This is a genomic window from Herbidospora mongoliensis, assembly GCF_001570545.1.
In the GTDB taxonomy this organism is placed as follows: Bacteria; Actinomycetota; Actinomycetes; order Streptosporangiales; family Streptosporangiaceae; genus Herbidospora; species Herbidospora mongoliensis.
On sequence record NZ_BBXD01000018.1, the window covers coordinates 280859 to 304730 of the forward strand.

Consider the following 23872-nt stretch of genomic DNA (forward strand, 5'->3'; position numbering starts at 1 on the left):
AGCTGATCTCTCTGCTTTCGGTGTCAGCTGCCGTTATTCGCTGAATGGGCATGGGGTGAATTCGCGTGGGAGATGAGCAGAAATATCTCGAATACCTGAAGCGAGTGACGGCTGATCTGCGGCGTACCCGCCGACAGCTTCAGGCCGCCGAATTACGCGAACGCGAGCCCATTGCCATCGTCGCGATGAGCTGCCGATATCCGGGCGGCGTGAATTCGTCCGCCGACCTGTGGGAACTCGTGGCCGACGGCCGCGACGCGATGACCCCGTTCCCCAACGATCGCGGCTGGCCGGAGGAACTCGGGTCCGGCATCGCGCGCGAGGGCGGGTTCGTGCCGGACGCAACCGACTTCGACGCCGGGCTGTTCGGGATCTCGCCGCGTGAGGCGCTGGCGATGGACCCCCAGCAGCGCATCCTGCTGGAGGCCGCGTGGGAGGTGCTGGAGCGGGCGGGCATCGACCCGCGCTCGCTCGGCGGCAGCCAGACCGGCGTGTTCATCGGCTCGTCCCCGTCGGCGTACGGGGCGGCCGGGCAGTACTTCCCCGAAGCCGCCTCCGCCCATCTGGCCACCGGCACCGCGCCGAGCATCGTCTCCGGCCGGGTCGCCTATGTGCTGGGCCTGGAAGGTCCGGCGATCACCGTGGACACGGCCTGCTCGTCGTCGCTGGTGGCGCTGCACCTGGCGGTGCACGCCCTGCGCGCGGGCGAGTGTGACCTGGCGCTGGCCGGCGGCGTCGCGGTGACGTCCACGCCGACTGTCTACACCGAGTTCAACCGCCTCGACGGGCTCTCCACCGACGGGCGCTGCAAGGCGTTCGCGGCGGCGGCCGACGGCACCGGCTGGGGCGAGGGCGTCGGGCTGCTGCTGGTGGAGCGGCTGTCGGACGCGCAGCGGCTCGGGCACGACGTGCTCGCGGTGGTGCGGGGGAGCGCGGTCAACCAGGACGGCGCGTCCAACGGCCTCACCGCGCCGAACGGGCCCTCGCAGGAGCGGGTGATCCGCCAGGCGCTGGCCAACGCGCGGCTTGAGCCGTCCGAGGTCGACGTCGTGGAGGCGCACGGCACGGGCACCCGGCTGGGTGACCCGATCGAGGCGCAGGCGTTGCTGGCGACGTACGGGCAGGAGCGGGAACAGCCCCTGTGGCTGGGCTCGGTCAAGTCGAACTTCGGCCACACGCAGGCCGCCGCCGGGGTGGCCGGTGTGATCAAGATGGTCGAGGCGCTGCGGCACGGCGTGCTCCCGCCGACGCTGCACGTCGACGAGCCCACCCCTCACGTCGACTGGTCGGCGGGCTCGCTGGAGCTGCTGACCGAGTCCCGGGAGTGGCCTCTCACGGAGAGGCCGCGCCGGGCGGGCGTGTCGTCGTTCGGGATGAGCGGCACCAACGCGCACATCATCCTCGAGAGCGTGGAACCGGCTCCGGCGGAACCTGCCGAGCCGGGTGACGCGGGCCCCCTGTCGTGGGTGGTCTCCGCCAAGACGGCCGACGGCCTGCGGGCCCAGGCCGAGCGGCTGCGCGGGTTCGTCGCCGAGCCCGGCCCGGACCCCCGCGACGTCGCCTGGTCGCTCGCCACGACCCGGGCGTCGCTCGACCACCGCGCCGTCGTGCTGGGCGCGGACCTGCTCGCCGGGCTCGACGCGCTGGCCTCCGGCGAGTCCTCCGCCCAGGTGGTGTCGGGCGCGACCGGCGAGGGCCGGACGGCCTTCCTGTTCACCGGCCAGGGATCGCAGCGGGCCGGGATGGGGCGCGGACTCCACGCCCGGTTCCCCGTGTTCGCCGCGGCCTACGACGAGGTGTGCGCGCGGCTCGGACTGGACATCGACGCCGTCGACCTGGACCAGACGGTGCACGCTCAGGCTGCCCTCTTCGCCGTGGAGGTCGCGTCGTTCCGGCTGCTGGAGTCGCTCCAGGTGACCCCGGACTTCCTGCTCGGGCACTCGATCGGTGAGATCGCGGCCGCGCACTGCGCGGGCGTCCTGTCCCTCGAAGACGCCTGTACGTTGGTCGCCGCGCGAGGCCGCCTGATGCAGGCGCTCCCGGCCGGGGGCGCGATGCTCGCTCTGCGCGCTACCGAGGCAGACATCGACGACGACCGCGTCGACATCGCGGCCGTCAACGGCCCTCAGTCTGTGGTGATCTCCGGCTCCGCCGCTGTCATCGACGAGTGGGCCACGCGGGGCTTCAAGAGCAACCGTCTCAAGGTCTCCCACGCCTTCCACTCCCGGCTCATGGAGCCGATGCTGGCCGAGTTCGCCGAGGTCCTGGCCACACTGACCTTCAACCCGCCCCGCATCCCGGTGATCTCCAACCTGACCGGCCGCCCCGGCGAGATGACCGACCCGGACTACTGGGTGCGGCAGGTGCGCGAGGCGGTCCGGTTCGCCGACGGCGTCACCTACCTCCGCGACCAGGGCGTGCGCCGGTTCGTGGAACTGGGCCCGGACGGAGTCCTGTCCGGCCTCGCGCAGCAGTCCGCCGACGGGGTCTTCGCACCGCTGATGCGCCGCGACCGCGACGAGGCGGAGACCGCGCAGACCGCGCTGGCCCGCCTGTGGACGGCCGGCGTCGACCTCGACTGGTCGTCGGTCCTGCCGGGCGGACGCCGGGTCGAGCTGCCCCCCTACGCGTTCCAGCGCGAGCGCTTCTGGCCGGAGACCGTGGCGCCGATCGACGAGGCGCCGGTCAACGGGACGCCGAACGACGAGGACGAACGGTTCTGGGCCGCCGTGGAACGCGCGGACCTCGCGGAGCTGGCCGCCACCCTCGGGCTGGAGGACGCGCCCGGCGTGCTGAGCGATGTCGTGCCCGCGCTGTCGTCGTGGCGACGGTCGAGGCAGCAGGCGTCGATCGTCGGCTCCTGGCGTTACCGGGTCGAGTGGAAGCCGCTCCCCGGCCTGCGCGACGCCGCCGCACTCACCGGAATCTGGCTGCTGACCGGCGAAGACGATCGTGCCGTAGCCGTCGAGAGGGCCTTGAACGACGCGGGCGCCACTGTCGTCCGCTGCACCACCGGCCGATGGCCTCAGGAGTACCAGGTGGCGGGCGTGGTCGCCGTGCTCGACGGCGACCTCGACGACGCCGTGACGACGATCCGGAGCCTGGGCGAGGCCGAGATCACCGCACCGCTGTGGCTGATCACGTCAGGCGCGGTCTCGGTGGGCCGCTCCGACCCGCTGCGCGCGCCGGACCAGGCGCGGGCGTGGGGATTGGGCCGGGTCGCCGCCCTGGAGCACCCGGACCGCTGGGGCGGTCTGGTCGACGTCCCGGCGCGGATGGACGAGCGCGCGGGTGCCCGGCTGGCCGCGGTCCTGGCGGGTGCCACGGGTGAAGACCAGGTGGCGGTCCGAGGCGCGGGCGTCTACGGCAGGCGGCTCGTGCGGGCCGCGGCCGGAGAGACCGGCGGCGAGCCCTGGACGCCGTCGGGCACGGTGCTGATCACCGGAGGGACCGGCGCACTGGGCGCGGAGACCGCCCGCTGGCTGGCCGGACGCGGTGCCCCGCACCTGGTGCTGACCAGCCGTCGGGGCATCGACGCCCCGGGCGTCGATGAACTGGTCGAGGAACTCACCGCGCTCGGCACGCGGGTGACGGTCGAAGCCTGCGACGCCGCCGACCGCGAGGCGCTGGCCGGGGTGCTGGCGGCGATCCCCGCCGACCTGCCGCTGACCGGTGTCGTGCACGCCGCCGGAATCTCCGCGACCGGCGCACTGGCCGACATCGGCCCCGCCGAGACGGCCGCCGTGCTCAACGGCAAGGCGGTCGGCGCGGCCCACCTGCACGAACTGACCCGCCACCTGCGGCTGGACCTGTTCCTCACGTTCTCCTCGATCGCCGCGACCTGGGGCAGCGGCGGCCAGAGCCTTTATGCGGCGGGCAACGCGTTCCTCGACGCCCTGGTGGAACTGCGCCGCGACCAGGGACTGGCCGGCACCTCCATCGCCTGGGGCCCGTGGGCCGAGGCGGGCATGGCCGTCCAGGGGGAGGCCGCGGAGTTCCTGCGGCGGCGCGGGCTGAACGCCCTGGACACCGAACCCGCCATGCTGGCCATGGCCAGGGCGGTGGACGGCGGCGAGACCTGCGTGACCGTGGCCGACGTCGACTGGGGCCTGTTCGCCCCCGCGTTCACCTCCGGCCGGCCCAGCCCGCTGCTGGCCGAACTGCCCGAAGCGGCCCAGGCGGTCGCGGGCGAACCGGCGGGCTTCGAACTGGGCGCGGTGCTGCGGCAGCGCATCGCCGCGGTGCCCGCGAGCCAGCGCCACCACGTCCTGCTGGACCTGATCAGAGACCGCGCGGCGGCCGTGCTGGGACATCGCGGCGCGGACGCCATCGAGCCCGGCCGGGCCTTCCGCGACCTCGGGTTCGACTCGCTGACCGCCGTCGAACTGCGCAACGTGCTCAACGCGGAGACCGGCCTGCTGCTGCCGGCCACGCTGGTCTTCGACCACCCGACGCCGACCGTGCTGGCCGCCCACCTGCTGGGAGAGATGTTCGACGCCCCCGAGGCGGCACCGGCGGCGAACCGGGTGGCGGCCGACGACGAGCCGATCGTGCTCGTGGGGATGAGCTGCCGCTACCCCGGCGGCATCGCCTCACCCGACGACCTGTGGCGGCTGGTGTCCACCGGCGCCGACGGGATCACCGCCTTCCCGGCCGATCGCGGCTGGCCGGAGAGCGCCGGATACACCCGGCTGGGCGGGTTCGTCGACAGCGCGACCGAGTTCGACGCGGGTCTGTTCGGGATCTCGCCGCGCGAGGCGCTGGCGATGGATCCGCAGCAGCGTCTGCTGCTGGAGGCCTCATGGGAGGCCTTCGAGTCGGCCGGGATCGACCCCCGTTCGGTGCGCGGCACCCAGATCGGCGTCTTCGCCGGCGCGTCGTCGTCCGGCTACGGCTCCGGCGGTTACGGCCTGGAGGGCGTCGAGGGCCACCTGCTCTCCGGTACGGCCAACAGCGTGATCTCCGGCCGGGTCGCCTACACCTTCGGGCTGGAGGGCCCGGCCGTGACGGTGGACACCGCGTGTTCGTCGTCGCTGGTGGCGCTGCATCTGGCGGTGCAGGCGCTCCAGCGGGGCGAATGCGACCTCGCGCTGGCCGGCGGTGTGACGGTGATGGTGTCACCGGCCGCCTTCGGCGAGTTCGACCGGCAGGGCGGCCTGTCGTCCAACGGGCGCTGCAAGGCCTACGCCGACGGCGCGGACGGCACCGGCTGGGGTGAGGGGGTCGGCCTGCTGCTGGTCGAGCGGCTGTCCGAGGCACGCCGCCGGGGACACCGGGTCCTCGCGGTGATCAGGGGCAGCGCGGTCAACCAGGACGGCGCGTCCAACGGGCTCACCGCGCCCAACGGGCCGTCGCAGCAGCGGGTGATCCGCCAGGCGCTGGCCAACGGCGGGCTGACGGCGGCCGACGTGGACGTCGTCGAGGGGCACGGCACCGGCACGACGCTGGGCGACCCGATCGAGGCGCAGGCACTGCTGGCGACGTACGGACAGGAACGAGAGCGGCCCCTGTGGCTCGGCTCGATCAAATCGAACATCGGGCACACCCAGGCCGCCGCCGGGGTGGCCGGTGTGATCAAGATGGTCATGGCGATGCGGCACGGGATGGTGCCCGCGACGCTGCACGTGGACGAGCCCACCAGCCAGGTCGACTGGTCGGCCGGCGCGGTGGAGCTGCTGACCGAGGCCCAGCCGTGGCCTGACGTGGACCGCCCGCACCGTGCGGGTGTCTCCTCGTTCGGGATCAGCGGCACCAACGCCCACGTCATCATCGAAGCGCCGGAAGGCCTCCCCGAAGACGACGTCCCGGCGCCGGGGCTCCTGCTGTGGCCGCTCTCCGGGCACACCCCCGCCGCCCTGCGCGACCAGGCCGACCGGCTGCGGGCCCTCGACGCCGACGTCCACGACGTCGCGCTCGCGCTCGCCACCACCCGCGCCGCCCTGGACCACCGGGCCGCGGTCGTCGCGGACAACGGCACGGACCTGCTCGACGGGCTCGCCGCCCTCAGCGCCGGAACCCCCCACGCCACCGTCGTCTCCGGGGTCGCGGGCACCGGCGGCACCGCCTTCCTGTTCACCGGCCAGGGCTCGCAGCGCGCCGGAATGGGCCAGGCGCTCCACGCCTCCTTCCCCGCGTTCGCGGACGCGTTCGACGCGGTCTGCGCCGAGCTGGACCTGCGGCTGGACCGGCCGCTCAAGGAGGTCGTCGCCGACGGAGCCGACCTGGACCAGACGGTCTACGCCCAGGCGGGCCTGTTCGCCGTCGAGGTGGCGCTGTTCCGGCTCCTCGAATCGTGGGGCGTGACCCCGGACTACCTGCTGGGGCACTCGATCGGTGAGATCGCGGCCGCGCACTGCGCGGGTGTGTTCTCTCTCGAAGACGCCTGTACGTTGGTCGCCGCCCGAGGCCGCCTGATGCAGGCGCTGCCCTCGGGTGGCGCGATGCTCGCCCTCCAGGCCACCGAGGCCGACATCGACGACGACCGCGTCGACATCGCCGCCGTCAACGGCCCTCAGTCGATCGTGATCTCCGGCGACGCTCAGGTGATCGACGAGTGGGCCGCGCGCGGCTTCAAGAGCAACCGCCTCAAGGTCTCCCACGCCTTCCACTCCCGGCTCATGGAGCCGATGCTGGCCGAGTTCGCCCAGGTGCTGACCACGCTGACCTTCACCGAACCGCGCATCCCGGTGGTCTCCACCACGACCGGCGCGATGAACTCACCCGACTACTGGGTCCGCCAGGTGCGCGAGGCGGTCCGGTTCGCCGACGGGGTCGCCCACCTGCGGGACCGGGGCATCAGGACCTTCGTGGAGCTCGGCCCGGACGGTGTCCTCTGCGGCCTCGCCCAGCAGACCGTCACCGACGGGGTCTTCGTCCCGATGCAGCGCAGGGGACGCGACGACACCGAGACGGTCACCGCCGCCGTCGCCCGGCTCTGGGTCGCCGGGCTCACCCTCGACTGGCCCGCCGTCATCGGCGGCGGCAGACGCGTCGACCTGCCGACCTACGCCTTCCAGCGCGAGCGCTACTGGCCCAAGGTGGACGTCGCGGCACCGGTTCCCGGCGACTCCGAGGACGCCCGGTTCTGGGACGCCGTCGAGCGGGCCGACCTGGACGCGCTGGCCGGCACCCTGGAGATCGAGGCGGCACAGGAGCTGGAACCGCTGCTGCCCGTGCTGTCGTCGTGGCGCAGGCGGCGCCGGCAGGACTCCGTCCTCAACTCGTGGCGCTACCAGGTCACCTGGAAGCCCGTCGCTGTCACCGGCGCCCTCACCGGCCGATGGCTCCTCGTCGCACCCGACCCCGACCTGGCCACCGCCCTTCAGACGGCAGGGGCCGAGGTCGTCGAGATCGCGGATGGCCCGGCAGGCGAGAGCAGGTCGGCGCTGGCCGGGCGTCTGCAGGATCTCGGCACCGGCTTCACCGGCGTCGTCGCGGGCCCGGACGGGCTGACCGCGTCGCTGACGCTGCTCCAAGCCCTGGGCGACGCGGGGATCGAAGCGCCGCTGTGGGTCATCACCAACGGCGCCGTGTCGGTCGGCGGCTCCGATCCGCTGCGCACACCGGACCAGGCGCAGGTCTGGGGCCTGGGTCGGGTCGCGGCCCTGGAGCACCCCGAGCGCTGGGGCGGTCTGATCGACGTCCCGGCCGTCGTCGACCACCGGGCCGGAGCCCGGCTGGCGGCCGTCCTGTCAGGTGCCACGGGTGAGGACCAGGTCGCGATCCGCGCCGCCGGGGTCTACGGCAGGCGGCTGGCGCACGCGCCGCTGTCGCCGGACCCGGCTCCTTCCTGGACGCCGTCGGGCACGATCCTGATCACCGGCGGCACGGGCGGGCTGGGCGCGGCCGTGGCCCGCTGGCTGGCCGGGCGGGGCGTTCCCCACCTGGTGCTGACCAGCCGCCGGGGCACCGACGCCCCGGGCGTCGGCGAACTCGTCGAGGAACTCACCGCACTCGGCACCCGGGTGACGGTCGAGGCCTGCGACGTGGCGGACCGCGAGGCGCTGGCCGGAGTGCTGGCCGCGATCCCCGCCGAACTGCCGCTGACCGGTGTCGTGCACGCCGCCGGAGTCGCGCCGTCGGGCCCGCTCGACTGGGTCGACCCCGCAGAGATCGCGCCCTCCATCGACGGCAAGGTGTCCGGCGCGGCGCACCTCGACGCGCTGACCGAGGACGCGGGACTGGAGCTGTTCGTCGCCTTCGCGTCCATCGCGGGCGTCTGGGGCAGCGGCAACCAGGGGCTCTACGCCGCCGCCAACGCCTATCTCGACGCGCTCGTCCAGCGGCGGCACGCCCGTGGCCTGGCCGGGCTCTCCGTGGCGTGGGGTCCGTGGGCCGAAGTGGGCATGGTCGTCGACGGCGAGGCCGAAGACTTCCTCCGCCGTCGCGGACTCGCCCCGATGGATCCCCGGCTGGCCGTCGCCGCCCTGGCGCAGGCCGTGGACCGGGGCGAGACGTGTGTGACCGTGGCCGACGTCGACTGGGCGCGGTTCGCGCCCGCGTTCACCTCCGGGCGGCCCAGCCCGCTGCTGGCCGAACTGCCGGAAGCGGCTCAGGCGATCGAGGCCGAGGACACCGTCGACCTGGGCACGCCGCTGCGGCGGCGGCTCGCGGCGGCACCGGCCGCGCAGCGGATCCGCCTGCTGGTGGACGTGATCAGGGAGCGGGCGGCCACCGTGCTGGGGCACGGCTCCGCGGACGCCGTCGAGCCGGAGCGCGCGTTCCGCGAGATCGGCTTCGACTCGCTGACCGCCGTGGAACTGCGCAACCTGCTCAACGGCGAGACCGGCCTGCTCCTCCCGGCGACATTGGTCTTCGACCACCCGACCCCCACGGCGCTGGCCGAGCACCTGCTCGGCGAACTGCTCGACGACCTCGCGCCGGTCGCCGGAACCGTGGTCGCCACTGGCGGCGGCGTCGACGAGCCGATCGTGATCGTGGGCATGAGCTGCCGCTACCCCGGCGGCATCACCTCCCCGCGCGAACTGTGGGAGCTGGTCGTCTCCGGCGGCGACGGGATCGGCGTCTTCCCGGCCGATCGCGGCTGGCCGGAAGGCGGCGACTACGCCCGGCTGGGCGGGTTCGTCGACGGCGCGACCGAGTTCGACGCGGGTCTGTTCGGGATCTCGCCGCGCGAGGCGCTGGCGATGGACCCGCAGCAGCGTCTGCTGCTGGAGGCCTCATGGGAGGCCTTCGAGTCGGCCGGGATCGACCCCCGTTCGGTACGCGGCGCCCAGATCGGCGTGTTCGCCGGCGCGTCGTCCTCCGGCTACGGAGGCGGGGGCGGCCGTGGGTTCGAGGGTGTCGAGGGCCATCTGCTCTCCGGCACCGCCAACAGCGTGATCTCCGGGCGGGTCGCGTACTCGTTCGGCCTGGAAGGACCCGCGGTCACCGTCGACACGGCGTGTTCGTCGTCGCTGGTGGCGCTGCACCTGGCCGTGCAGGCGCTGCAGCGGGGCGAGTGTGAGCTGGCGCTGGCCGGCGGTGTGACGGTGATGGTGTCACCGGCGACCTTCGGCGAGTTCGACCGGCAGGGCGGCCTGTCGTCCAACGGGCGGTGCAAGGCGTTCGCCGACGCCGCCGACGGCACCGGGTGGGGCGAGGGCGTCGGTGTCCTGCTGGTGGAGCGGCTCTCCGACGCCGAGCGGCTCGGGCACGAGATCCTCGCGGTGGTCCGGGGGAGCTCGGTCAACCAGGACGGCGCGTCCAACGGGCTCACCGCGCCCAACGGGCCCTCGCAGCAGCGAGTGATCCGGCAGGCGCTGGCGAACGCGCGGCTGACCGCGGCCGACGTCGACGTGGTGGAGGCGCACGGCACCGGCACCCGCCTGGGTGACCCGATCGAGGCGCAGGCCCTGCTGGCGACGTACGGACAAGAACGAGAGCGGCCCCTGTGGCTGGGCTCGATCAAGTCGAACATCGGGCACACGCAGGCGGCGGCCGGTGTGGCCGGTGTGATCAAGATGGTCATGGCGATGCGGCACGGCGTGGTGCCCGCGACGTTGCACGTGGACGAGCCGTCCCGGCAGGTCGACTGGTCGGTCGGCGCGGTGGAACTCTTGACCGAGGCCAGGCCGTGGCCTGACGTGGAGCGGCCCCATCGCGCGGGCGTGTCCTCGTTCGGGATCAGCGGCACCAACGCCCACGTCATCATCGAGGCACCCGCACCGGCGGCACCGGTCGAGCGGGGCGTTTCCACCTCGCCGCTGACTCCGTGGCTGGTCTCGGCCCGGAGCGAGCCGGGGCTGCGGGCCCAGGCGGAGCGGCTGGCCGGGTTCGTGGGCGCCGAGTCCCCGGTGGACGTCGGCCACTCCCTGTTCGCCAGGGCCGCGCTGCCGCACCGCGCGGTCGCGCTGGGCGCCGATCGGGACGCCCTCCTGAACGCTCTCACCACGGGCGAGGTGATCTCGGGCGTCGCCGACGCGGGCAGGACCGCGTTCCTGTTCACCGGCCAGGGCGCCCAGCGGGCCGGGATGGGACGCGGTCTCTACGAGGCGTTCCCGGTGTTCGCCGACGCCTTCGACGCGGTCTGCGCGGAGCTGGACCTGCGGCTGGACCGGCCGGTGCGCGATGTGGTGTTCGACGGGATCGACCTCGACCAGACCATGTGGGCCCAGGCCGGGCTGTTCGCCGTTGAGGTGGCGTCCTTCCGGCTGCTGGAGTCGTTCGGCGTGGTTCCGGACTTCCTGCTCGGCCACTCGATCGGTGAGATCGCCGCCGCGCACTGCGCCGGGATCCTGTCCCTCGACGACGCGTGCGCTTTGGTGGCGGCGCGGGGCCGGCTGATGCAGGCGCTTCCGCCCGGTGGCGCGATGCTGGCCGTCCAGACCGCCGACTTCTCCGACGACCGCGTGGACATCGCCGCGATCAACGGCCCTCAGTCGATCGTGATCTCCGGCGACGCCGAGGTGATCGAGGAGTGGGCCGCGAGCGACCTCAAGACCCGCCGGTTGAACGTCTCGCACGCGTTCCACTCGCGGCTCATGGAACCGATGCTGGACGAATTCGCTCAGGTCCTGGCGACGCTGACCTTCGCCGAGCCGCGCATTCCGGTGATCTCCAACGTGCCCGGCGCGATGAACTCGCGGGACTACTGGGTCCGGCAGGTGCGCGAGACGGTCCAGTTCGCCGACGGGGTCAGGAGCCTAACCGAGCAGGGCGTGTCCCGGTTCGTGGAGCTGGGCCCTGACGGCGTGCTGTGCGCGCTGGCCCAGCAGTCGGTCGACGACGCGGTGTTCGCGCCGCTGATGCGCCGCGACCGCGACGACGCCGAAACGGCGTTCACCGCGCTCGCCCGGCTCTGGACGGCCGGCGCCGACGTCGACTGGCCCTCGGTCCTGCCGGGTGGCCGCCGGGTGGAACTGCCGACTTACGCCTTCCAGCGGGAGCGCTACTGGCCCGGACCGGGCGTGGCGGCGCCGGGAGACCTGGGCGCGGCCGGGATGGAACCGGTGGGGCACCCGCTGCTCGGGGCCGCGATCACCGGGGCCGGTGACGGCGCCGTCCTGATGACCGGTCGCCTGTCGGTGGCCACGCATCCGTGGCTGGCCGATCACCTGATCCTCGGCCAGGTCGTGGTGCCGGGAACCGCGCTGGTGGAGATGGTGTGGGCCGCCGGCGGGCGGATCGGCTGCCCGGTGGTGCGTGAGCTCGTGCTGCGGGCTCCGCTGGTGCTGCCGGAGCACGGCGCGGTCCAGGTCCAGGTGAGCGTGGGCGCGGCCGACGACGGCGAACGTCCCGTCGAGGTGTACGCCCGGCCCGAGGGCCGGGACGACGCGTCGTGGGTCTGCCATGCGGCGGGGCTGCTGGCCGACGATGTCATACCGAACGGCGTCGATCTGACGGCGTGGCCCCCGCCGGGTGCGGTCGCGGTCCCGCTGGACGGGTTCTACGAGGCGCTCGAAGAGGGCGGCTACGGCTACGGGCCGACGTTCCAGGGGCTGCGGGCGGCCTGGCGCGACGGCGAGCGGATGTTCGCCGAGGTGGCGCTGCCGCAGGACGCGGAGGCGGCCGAGTTCGGCGTGCATCCGGCCCTGCTGGACGCCGCCCTGCACGTCAACGGCCTCATGGCCGCCGACGGCCACGGGACGAGGTTGCCGTTCGCGTGGACCGGCGTGCGCCTGCACGCCGCCGGGGCCTCGATGCTGCGCGTGGCCGTCACCCCGGTGGGCGACGGGTTCGCGATCCAGACCGCCGACGCGACGGGTGCGCCGGTCGCGTCGGTCGAATCCCTGGTGATGCGGGAGATCTCACCGGAGGCGCTCGGCGCAGCGGCTCCCGACGCGCCGCTGTTCGCGGTCGAGTGGGTGCCGCTGGCGACGGGTCCCGCGGTTACCGACACCTCGGACTGGGTCGTCGCCGGGGACGGCGTGGCCGGCCCGGTGATGGTGCTGCCGGTGACCGGCCGGCCGGGTGACGTGCACGGCCTGACCGCGTGGGTGCTGGGTGAAGTGCAGGAGTGGCTGGCCGAGGAGCGGTTCGCCGACTCCCGGCTGGTTGTGGTGACGCGGAACGCGATGCCGGTGGGCGAGGGCGCGGTCGATCCCGCGCAGGCGGCGGTGTGGGGTCTGCTGCGGTCGGCGCAGACGGAGCACCCCGGCCGGATCGTGCTGGTGGACTCCGACGGCGATGCGTGGGCCGCGTGGTCGGCCGTTCTCGGCATTGACGAGCCGCAGGTCGCGGTGCGGGACGGTGGCGTGTGGGCGCCGAGGCTGGTGCGGGCGGCTTTCCCCGAGACCCCCGTGACGCTGGACGGCACCGTGCTGATCACCGGTGGCACCGGGACGCTCGGCGGTCTGCTCGCCCGGCATCTCGTGGTCCGGCATGGGGTCACGAACCTCGTGCTCCTCAGCCGGCAGGGCCAGGACAGCGCGGGCGCGGCGGACCTGGTGGTCGATCTGGCCGCTTTGGGCGCGGTCGCCGAGGTCGTGGCCTGCGACGCGGCCGATCGGGACGCCCTGGCCGAGGTGATCGACCGCGTCGGCACCCGGCTGACCGGTGTGGTGCACGCGGCGGGAGTGCTGGACGACGGAGTCTTCACCTCGCTGGACGCGCACCGCCTTAGCGCGGTGCTGCGGCCCAAGGCGGACGCTGCGGTCAACCTGCACGAACTGACCGCTCACCTGGACCTGTCGATGTTCGTGCTCTATTCGTCGGTGTCGGCGACGTTCGGCACCGGTGGCCAGGCGAACTACGCGGCGGCCAACGCGTTCCTGGACGCTCTGGCGACCAACCGCCGCGCGCAGGGGCGGGTCGGGCTGTCGCTGGGTTGGGGCCTGTGGGAGCAGGCGAGTGCGCTGACCGAACACCTGGGCACGGTCCGGAACGCGTTGCCGACAGTGGTCGCGCTGGAACTGTTCGACCGTGCGCTGGCATCGTCCGCCGCGCATCTGCTGCTGACCGTGCTCGATCTCGGCACGGCGCGGGCTGAGGTGCCGCCGCTGCTGCGGGCGCTCGTGCGTCCCCAGCTGCGCAGGGCCGCCGGAACGTCGTCCGCGCTTCCGGCGAGGCTGGCCGGGCTGAGCGCCGAAGAGCGGCGGGCGCACCTGCTGGACGTGGTCCGCACCCAGGCCGCGACCGTGCTGGGCCATGCCGCCGCTGATGCGGTCGGGGCCAGGGAGGCGTTCCGGGAGCTCGGCTTCGACTCGCTGACGGCGGTCGAGTTGCGCAACGGGCTGAGCGCCGCGACCGGGCTGCGGCTGCCGGTCACGTTGATCTTCGACTACCCCACTCCGGCGGTGCTCGCCGAGCACCTGACCGAGGCGCTCTTCGAGACGGCCGCGCCGGCGCCGGTGGTCGCGGCCGCCGTCGACGGGGCCGACCCGATCGCGATCGTGGGGATGAGCTGCCGGTTCCCCGGCGGCGCCGACAGCCCCGAGCGGCTGTGGCAACTGCTGGCCGACGGGTTCGACGGCGTCACCGACTTCCCCGCCGACCGCGGCTGGCGGATCGCCGATGCGACGTATTCGCCCCGTGGTGGTTTCCTGCACGACGCCCCCGATTTCGACGCCGGGCTGTTCGGCATCTCACCGCGCGAGGCCCTCGCGATGGACCCGCAGCAGCGGCTGCTGCTGGAAGCGGCGTGGGAGGCCTTCGAGTCCGCCGGCATCGACCCGCTGTCGCTGAGCCGCTCGGCGACCGGCGTGCTGGTCGGGGCCTCGGCCTTCGGTTACGGCGCCGGGATGGACCTGCCCGCCAGCGCGGAGGGGCACCTGATGACCGGTGCCGCGATCAGCATCCTGTCCGGACGCGTCTCCTACGTGTTCGGGCTGGAAGGCCCGGCGGTCACGGTCGACACCGCGTGTTCGTCGTCGCTGGTGGCGATGCACTGGGCGATCCAGGCGCTCCAGCGGGGCGAGTGCGAACTGGCGCTGAGCGGCGGCGTGACCGTGATGTCCACGCCCGGGGTGTTCGCCGAGTTCGACCGGCAGGACGGCCTCGCCTCGGACGGCCGCTGCAAGGCCTTCGGCGCCGGAGCCGATGGCACCGTCTGGTCCGAAGGCGTCGGCCTGCTCGTGCTGGAGCGGTTGTCGGACGCCCGGCGCAAGGGCCACCAGGTGCTCGCGGTGATCAGGGGCAGCGCGGTCAACCAGGACGGCGCGTCCAACGGCCTGACCGCCCCCAACGGCCCCTCCCAGCAGCGCGTCATCCGCCAGGCCCTCGCCAACGCCCGTCTTCAGCCCACCGAGGTGGACGTCGTCGAGGCGCACGGCACGGGCACCCGGCTCGGCGACCCCATCGAGGCCCAGGCCCTGCTGGCCACCTACGGACAGGAACGCGACCGGCCCCTCTGGCTGGGCTCGATCAAGTCGAACATCGGGCACACCCAGTCGGCGGCCGGTGTCGCCGGGGTGATCAAAATGGTGCAGGCGATGCGCCACGGCGTGCTCCCCGCGACACTGCACGTGGACGAGCCGACGCCGCAGGTCGACTGGTCGGCGGGCTCGGTGGAGCTGCTGACCGAGGCCCGCCCCTGGCCTCTCACGGAGAGGCCGCGCAGGGCGGGGGTGTCGTCGTTCGGGATCAGCGGCACCAACGCCCACATCATCCTCGAACAGGGCGACCCAGTGCCGGCGGTCTCCGACGGCGGAGCCGGGCCGGTGCTCTGGCCGCTGTCCGCCAAGACCCCCGCCGCATTGCGGGCGCAGGCCCTCCGGCTGGCCGACCACCTGGACACGCGGCCCGGCGACGACCCGGCCTGGTCGCTGGCCACGACCCGCGCGGAACTGGCTCACCGGGCGGTGGTCGTCGGCGGCGACCGCACGGGGCTGACCGCACTGGCCGCGGGTGAGCCCGCCACGAGCGTGGTCACGGGCGTGGCCGCTGAGGGCAGGACCGCGTTCCTGTTCACCGGCCAGGGCTCGCAGCGCGCCGGAATGGGACGTGAGCTGTATGCCCGGTTCCCGGTGTACGCCCAGGTCTTCGACGAGGTGTGCGGGCTGCTGAGCCTGGACGTCGACGCGGTCGATCTGGACCAGACGGTGCACGCCCAGGCCGCCCTGTTCGCGGTGGAGGTGGCCGCCTACCGGCTCCTCGAATCGTGGGGCGTGACCCCGGACTTCCTGCTGGGGCACTCGATCGGCGAGATCGCGGCCGCGCACTGCGCCGGGATCCTGTCCCTCGAAGACGCGTGCACGCTGGTCGCCGCGCGAGGCCGCCTGATGCAGGCACTCCCGGCGGGCGGCGCGATGCTCGCCCTCCAGGCCACCGAGGCCGACATCGACGACGACCGGATCGACATCGCCGCCGTCAACGGCCCCCACTCGATCGTGATCTCCGGCGACGCCGACGTCATCGACGAGTGGACCACGCGTGATTTCAAGCACAACCGGCTGAAGGTCTCCCACGCCTTCCACTCCCGGCTCATGGAACCGATGCTGGACGAATTCGCGCAGGTCCTGGCCACCCTGACCTTCGCAGAACCGCAGATCCCCATCGTGGGTAGCGCGATGACCACCCCGGGCTACTGGGTGCGCCAGGTGCGGGAAACGGTCCGGTTCGCCGACGGCGTCACCCACCTCCGCGACCAGGGCGTGTCCCGGTTCGTGGAACTCGGTCCGGACGGCGTGCTGTGCGCGCTGGCCCAGCAGTCCATCGACGACGGCGTGTTCGCGCCGTTGATGCGCCGCGACGACGCCGAAGCGGCCCTCACCGCGCTGGCCAGGCTCTGGACGGCGGGAGCCGAGATCGACTGGACGTCGGTCCTGCCGGGCGGTCGTCGCGTCGAACTGCCGACCTACGCCTTCCAGCGGGAACGCTACTGGCCGGCCCCCGCGGCGGCGATGGGTGACGTGGGCACGGCGGGCCTGGCCGCGGCCGGGCATCCGCTGCTGGGCGCGACGGTGGCGCTGGCCGGTGACGGCGGAGTCGTGCTGACCGGCAGGCTGTCGCTGGCGACCCAGCCCTGGCTGGCCGATCACGTGGTGCTCGGGCAGGTCCTGGTGCCCGGGACGGCGTTCGTCGAGATGGCGTTGCGGGCCGGCGAAGAGGTCGGCTGCCTGACGCTGCGGGAGCTCGTGGTGCAGGCGCCCCTGGTGCTCCCGCCGCTCGGTGGTGTCCAGGTCCAGGTGCACGTGGCCGCCCCGGGCGACGACGGCGAGCGCCGGGTGGAGATCCACTCCAGGCCGGACGCGGGCGACGACGCCCCCTGGGTCTGCCATGCGGCCGGTGGGCTGGCGCCTGATGACGTACAGACAGCGTGGGATCTGACCGCGTGGCCGCCGCAGGACGCGACGGCGGTGCCACTCGACGGGTTCTACGAGGCACTGGAGGAGAGCGGCTACGGCTACGGGCCGACGTTCCAGGGGCTGAAGGCGGCCTGGCGCGACGGCGAGCGGGTCTACGCCGAGGTGGCGCTGCCCGAGGAAGCGGAGACCGGCGGGTTCGGGGTGCACCCGGCCCTGCTGGACGCGGCCCTGCACGTCAGCGGGCTCGTCACCGGTGGCGAGGGGACGCGGCTGCCGTTCGCGTGGACGGGAGTGCGGCTGCACGCCACCGGGGCCTCGACGCTGCGCGTGGCCATGACGCCCGTCGGTGACGGAGTCGCGATCCAGACCGCCGACGCGACGGGTGCGCCGGTCGCGTCGGTCGACTCCCTGGTGATGCGCGTGGTCTCCGCCGAGGCGCTGCGGCTCGCGGAGGACGCGCTGTTCGCGGTCGAGTGGATGCCGCTGGCCATGGGCGCCGCGGTCGTGGACACGTCGGACTGGGTGGTCGTCGGGGACGGCGCGGTCGGGCCGGTGATGGTGTTGCCGGTGTCCGGCGGGCCGGGCGAAGTGCATGGGCTGACCGCGTGGGTGCTGGAAGCGGTGCAGGAATGGCTGGCCGAAGAGCGGTTCGCCGACTCCCGGCTGGTGGTGCTGACCCGAGGTGCGATGCCGGTGGGCGCGGGTGAGGTCGACCCCGCGCACGCGGCGGTCTGGGGACTGGTGCGGTCGGCACAGACCGAGAATCCCGGCCGGATCGTGCTGGTGGACTCCGACGGTGACGCGTGGCCGGCGGTTCTCGATGGGGACGAGCCGCAGGTCGCGGTCCGGGATGGTGGAGTGTGGGTGCCGAGGCTGGTTCGAGCGTCGTCGTCCGAGCCGCCGGTGACGCTCGACGGCACGGTGCTGATCACCGGTGGAACGGGGACGCTGGGTGGTCTGCTCGCCCGGCACCTGGTGACCGGGTATGGCGTGCGGCACCTGCTGCTCCTCAGCCGCCGGGGACCGGATGCCCCGGACGCGGTGGAACTGGTGGCCGACCTGGCCGCCTTGGGCGCGGTCGCCGAGGTCGTGGCCTGTGACGCGGCCGATCGCGAGGCGCTGGCCGGGGTGATCGAGCGCGTCGGCGCCCGGCTGACCGGTGTGGTGCACACGGCGGGCGTCCTGGACGACGGCGTCTTCACCGCCCTCGACGCGCAGAGGCTGAGCGGAGTGCTGCGGCCGAAGGTGGACGCGGCGACGCATCTGCACGAACTGACCGCCCACCTGGACCTGTCGATGTTCGTGCTCTACTCGTCGGTGTCGGCGACCTTCGGCACCGGCGGCCAGGCCAACTACGCGGCGGCGAACGCCTTCATGGACGCGCTGGCCGTCAACCGCCGCGCGCAGGGTCTCCCCGGACTGTCGCTGGCATGGGGCCTGTGGGAGCAGGCCAGCGCGCTGACCGAGCACCTGGGCACGGCGCGGGCCGGAACCGCGCTGCCGACCTCGGTGGCGCTGGAACTGTTCGACCGCGCGCTGGCATCGCCGGCCCCGCATCTGCTGCCGACGAGGCTCGACCTCGGTGCGGTGCGCGGTGAGGTGCCGCCGTTGCTGCGGGCACTGGTGCGCTCGCGGGTGCGCAGAACCGCCAAGACGGTGTCGGCCCTGCCCGCCAGGCTGGCAGGCCTGGGCGTCGAGGAGCGGCGGGCGCACCTTCTGGAAGTGGTCCGGGCTCAGGCCGCGACCGTGCTGGGCCACGCCGGAGCCGACGCGGTCGGGGCGAGAGAGGCGTTCCGGGAGCTGGGCTTCGACTCGCTGACGGCGGTCGAACTGCGCAACGGGCTGAACGCCGCGACCGGGCTGCGCCTGCCGGTCACATTGATCTTCGACTACCCCACCCCGGCGGTGCTCGCCGAATATCTCGTGGAGGAGCTGTTCGAGCGGGCGGCGCCGGCGCCGAAGCCGGTGGCCGCCGCCCGGGACACCAGCGATCCGATCGTCATCGTGGGGATGAGCTGCCGCTACCCCGGCGGCGCCGACGACCCCGAGCGGCTGTGGCGACTGCTGGCCGACGGCTTCGACGGCGTCACCGACTTCCCCGCCGACCGCGGCTGGCAGATCGCGGACGCGACGTACACCCCCCGAGGCGGATTCCTGCACGACGCCCCCGACTTCGACGCGGACCTGTTCGGCATCTCGCCCCGCGAGGCCCTCGCGATGGACCCGCAGCAGCGGCTGCTGCTCGAAGCGGCCTGGGAGGCCTTCGAATCCGCCGGTGTGGTGGCGGCGGACCTGCGGGGCACCCCGACCGGGGTGTTCATCGGGGCCTACCCGTCGAACTACGGCATGGGCGCCCAGATGCCGGCCGGCACCGAGGGGCACCTGCTGACCGGGACGGCGATGAGCGTGGTCTCCGGCCGGGTCGCCTACACCTTCGGGCTGGAGGGCCCGGCGGTCACGGTCGACACCGCCTGCTCCGCCTCGCTCGTGGCCATGCACCTCGCCGGGCAGGCCCTCGAACGCGGTGAGTGCGAGCTGGCGCTGGCCGGCGGCGTCGCGGTGCTGGGCAGCCCGAGCCTGTTCGCCGAGTTCGACAAGCAGGACGGTCTCGCCTCGGACGGCCGCTGCAAGGCGTTCGGCGCCGGAGCCGACGGCACGGTCTGGTCGGAGGGCGTCGGCGTACTGGTGCTGGAGCGGCTGTCGGACGCCCGCCGCAACGGCCACGAAGTGCTGGCGGTGATCAGGGGCAGCGCGGTCAACCAGGACGGCGCGTCCAACGGCCTGACGGCCCCCAACGGGCCTTCTCAGCAGCGGGTGATCCGGCAGGCGCTGGCCAACGCGGGTCTCACCTCTTCCGAGGTGGACGCGGTGGAGGCACACGGCACCGGGACGAAGCTCGGTGACCCGATCGAGGCGCAGGCCCTGCTGGCGACGTACGGACAAGAGCGGGAACAGCCCCTGTGGCTGGGGTCGATCAAATCGAACATCGGCCACACCCAGGCCGCCGCCGGTGTCGCCGGAGTCATCAAGATGGTGCAGGCGATGCGCCACGGCGTGCTGCCCGCGACCCTGCACGCGGACGAGCCGACCCCGCACGTCGACTGGTCGACCGGCGGCGTGGAACTGCTGACCGAGGCCCAGCCGTGGCCCGCGACCGGCCGCCCCCGCCGAGCGGGCGTGTCGTCGTTCGGGATCAGCGGCACCAACGCCCACGTCATCCTCGAAGGCGTCGACCCGGCTGCGGCCTCGGTCCCCGCCGAACCGGCGGCCTCGGGATGGGTCGTCTCGGCCAAGACCGCCGACGGGCTGCGCGCTCAGGCGCGGCGCTTGAGTGAGTTCACCGCTTCCGATGTGGACGTGAACGACGTCGCCTGGTCGCTCGCCACGACCAGGGCGGCGCTGGCCCACCGGGCGGTGATCGTCGGCGCCGACCGCGCCGTGCTGCTCCGCGGGCTCGACGCGCTCGCGGCGGGCGACCCCTCCGCCGGAGTGGTGTCGGGCGTCGCCGGTGAGGGCAGGACCGCGTTCCTGTTCACCGGCCAGGGGTCGCAGCGGGCCGGGATGGGACGCGGGCTCTACGCCCGGTTCCCCGTGTTCGCCCAGGCCTACGACGCGGTGCGGGACGGACTGGGCCTGGAACTCGACGGCGTCGACCTGGATCAGACGGTCCACGCGCAGGCGGGGCTGTTCGCCGTGGAGGTGGCCGCGTTCCGGCTGCTGGAGTCGCTTCGGGTGACTCCCGACTACCTGCTCGGGCACTCGATCGGTGAGATCGCCGCCGCGCACTGCGCCGGGGTCCTGTCCCTGGAGGACGCGTGCACGCTGGTCGCGGCCCGGGGCCGGTTGATGCAGCGGCTCCCGGCGGGCGGCGCGATGCTGGCCGTCCAGGCCGACGAGGCCGAGGTCCGGGAGACCGTCGCGGGCCTGGTCGACATCGCGGCCGTCAACGGGCCGACGTCGGTCGTCGTCTCCGGCGACGCCCAGGTGATCGACGAACTCGCCGCCCGGTGGGCGGTGCACGGACGTAAGACGAGCCGGTTGACGGTCTCCCACGCCTTCCACTCCCGGCTCATGGAACCGATGCTCGCCGAGTTCGCCCAGGTACTGGACACGCTCACCTTCGCCGAACCCCGGATCCCGGTGATCTCCAACCTCACCGGCCGGCCCGGCAAGATCGACGAACCCGGCTACTGGATCCGCCAGGTGCGGGAGATGGTCCGGTTCGCCGACGGCGTCACCTTCCTCCGCGACCAGGGCGTGTCCCGGTTCGTGGAGCTGGGCCCCGACGGCGTGCTGTCCGGGCTGGCCCAGCAGTCGGTCGACGGGGTCTTCGCCCCGCTGATGCGCCGCGACCGCGACGAGGCCGAGACGGCCCTGGGAGCCCTGGGCCGCCTGTGGACCGACGGCGCCGAAGTGGACTGGGCGGCCGTCCACGACGGCCGCCGGGTGCGGCTGCCGAGCTACGCCTTCCAGCGGGAGCGCTACTGGGTGGAGCCCGCCGTCGGCGCCGGAGACGTGGGCGCGGTGGGCCTCGCCGCTTCCGGGCATCCGCTGTTGGGCGCGGCGGTGGTGCTGGCCGGTGACGGCGGAGCGGTGCTGACCGGCAGGTTGTCGCTGGCGACGCACGCCTGGCTGGCCGGCCACGCGATCCACGGGCAGGTCCTGCTGCCGGGGACGGCGTTCGTGGAGATGGCGCTGCGGGCCGGGGAAGAGGTCGGCTGCCTGACGCTGCGGGAGCTCGTGGTGCGGACGCCGCTGCTGCTCCCGGCCTCCGGCGGGGTCCAGGTGCAGGTGAGCGTGGGCGTGGCCGACGAAGGTGAGCGTTCCGTCGCGGTGTACGCCCGGCCCGAGGGCACGGACGAGTGGGTCTGCCATGCGACCGGGGCGCTGGGCGCTGATGACGTACACAAGACGTGGGATCTGACCGCCTGGCCGCCGCAGGGCGCGACGGCGATCGCCCTGGACGGGTTCTACGACGCCCTCGAAGAGGGCGGCTACGGCTACGGCCCGGTGTTCCGTGGCCTGCGCGCGGCCTGGCGCGACGACGAACGCGTGTACGCCGAAGTGACGCTCCCCGAGGAGACGGAAGCCGGCGGGTTCGGGATCCACCCGGCCCTGCTGGACGCGGCCCTGCACGTCAGCGGGCTCGCCACCGGCGGGGAGGGAACCCGGCTGCCGTTCGCGTGGACGGGAGTGCGCCTCCACGCCACCGGGGCCTCGATGCTGCGGGTGGCCGTCACCCCGGCCGGTGACGGGGTCAGGATCCAGACCGCCGACGCGACGGGCGCGCCGGTCGCGTCCGTGGAGTCGCTGGTGCTGCGGGAGATCGCGGCCGACCAGCTGGCGGCCCGCGCCGACGAGCCGCTCTACGTCGTGGACTGGACGCGGACGACCGCGCCGCCCGCCACCGGCACCTCCGCGTGGCCCGTGGTCTCCTCCGTCGACGTCCTGCTCGCCGCGCTCGACGACGGGGCGGCGGTGCCGCCGGTCGTGGTCCTGCCGCTGACCGGTGGGGACGCCGACGTCGCCGCCGAAGTGCTCCGATTGACCTCCGAGGCGCTGCGCGCCGTGCAGCTCTGGCTCGGCGACCCGCGCTTCGACGACTCCCGCCTGGTCCTGCTGACCTCCGGCGCGATGGACCCCGACGGCGGGGTGCGCGACCTGGCGGCCGCCGCCGTCTGGGGCCTGCTGCGATCGGTGCAGTCGGAACACCCCGACAGGTTCCTTCTGGTCGACGCGGAAACCGACGGCTGGCGGGAGTTCGTGACCAGTTCTGAACCGCAGCTGGCGGTCAGGGACGGCCAGGCCTGGGCGCCACGCCTGGCCCGCGTGCCCACCGGACCCCAGGAGACGGTCCCGCAGGCGGGCACCGTCCTGATCACCGGCGGCACCGGCACCCTCGGCGGCCTGCTGGCCCGCCACCTGGTCACCGCCCACGGCGTGCGGCACCTGCTGCTGCTCAGCAGACAGGGACCGGACAGCGCGGGGGCGACCGAGCTGGTGGCCGACCTGGCCGACCTGGGCGCGATCGGCGAAGTGGTGGCCTGCGACGCGGCCGATCGCGGGGCCCTGGCCGGGGTGATCGGCCGCTTCGGCCCCGGGCTGACCGGTGTGGTGCACGCGGCGGGCGTCCTGGACGACGGCGTGGTCGAGTCGCTCACCCCCGAGCGGCTGGCGACCGTCCTGCGCGCCAAGGTCGACGCCGCACTCCACCTGCACGAACTGACCGAAGACCTCGATCTGACCCTGTTCGCCCTCTTCTCCTCGGCGGCCGGCACGCTCGGCAACGCGGGACAGGCCAACTACGCGGCGGCGAACGCCTTCCTCGACGCACTGGCGGTCCACCGCCGCTCCGGGGGTCTCCCCGGAGTGTCGCTCGCGTGGGGCCGCTGGGAGCAGGCCAGCGCCATGACCGGACACCTCGGCGACCGGGCGGCCCGCCTCGGCGGCGCGCTCACCGCCGAACAGGGGCTGGCGCTCTACGACGCGGCGGTCGCCGGGGAGCACGCGCACGTCGTGCCCATCAGGCTCGACCTGCCGTCGGGCCGCTCCGGTGACCTCGCCGCCGTGCCGCCGATGCTGCGCGGGCTGCTGACCGGCGTCCCGAGGCGCGCGAGCGCACGGGCGGAGGGGCCACAGCTGCTGCGGCAACTGGCCGGACAGCCGCCCGTCGAGCGCTCCCGGCTCCTCCTGGACGCGGTCAGGGCCGAGGTCGCGCAGGTTCTCGGGCACGCCGGCGTCGAGGCCGTCACGCCCGAGCGGAGCTTCGGCGACCTCGGGTTCGACTCCCTCACCGCCGTCGAGCTGCGCAACCGGCTCGGCGCCCGCACCGGCCTGCGGCTACCCGCGACGCTGGTGTTCGACCACCCCTCGGCGGCCCAGCTCGCCGGGCACCTGGCCGAAAAGATCGCCCCCACCCAGAGCGCGGCGGCCGCCGCCGTGCTCGCCGACCAGGTGGACCAGATCGAGAACGGGCTGGCCGCCACCGAGGAGGCCGACCGCAGGACGCTCATCCGGCGGCTGCAGGCGATGCTCGCCCGCTACGACGACGACGGCGCCGAGACGGGCGGCTCAGCCGTCGTGGACGCCCTCGGCACGGCCACCGATGACGAGATCTTCGACTTCATCGACAAGGAGCTGGGCGCCTCATGACCTCCCTCTCCAAGCCCACTCCCAGACCATGTGAG

Annotated in this window: 1 protein-coding gene; it reads left to right on the top strand. The window is 73.8% G+C overall.

The genetic code is table 11. The features are described 5' to 3' along the window. Nucleotides 1-65: 65 nt before the first annotated feature. A complete protein-coding gene (locus AW272_RS44470) occupies nucleotides 66-23837 on the top strand; it encodes a type I polyketide synthase (RefSeq protein WP_066370950.1) in 23772 nt (7923 codons plus the stop codon). Nucleotides 23838-23872 lie beyond the last annotated feature (35 nt).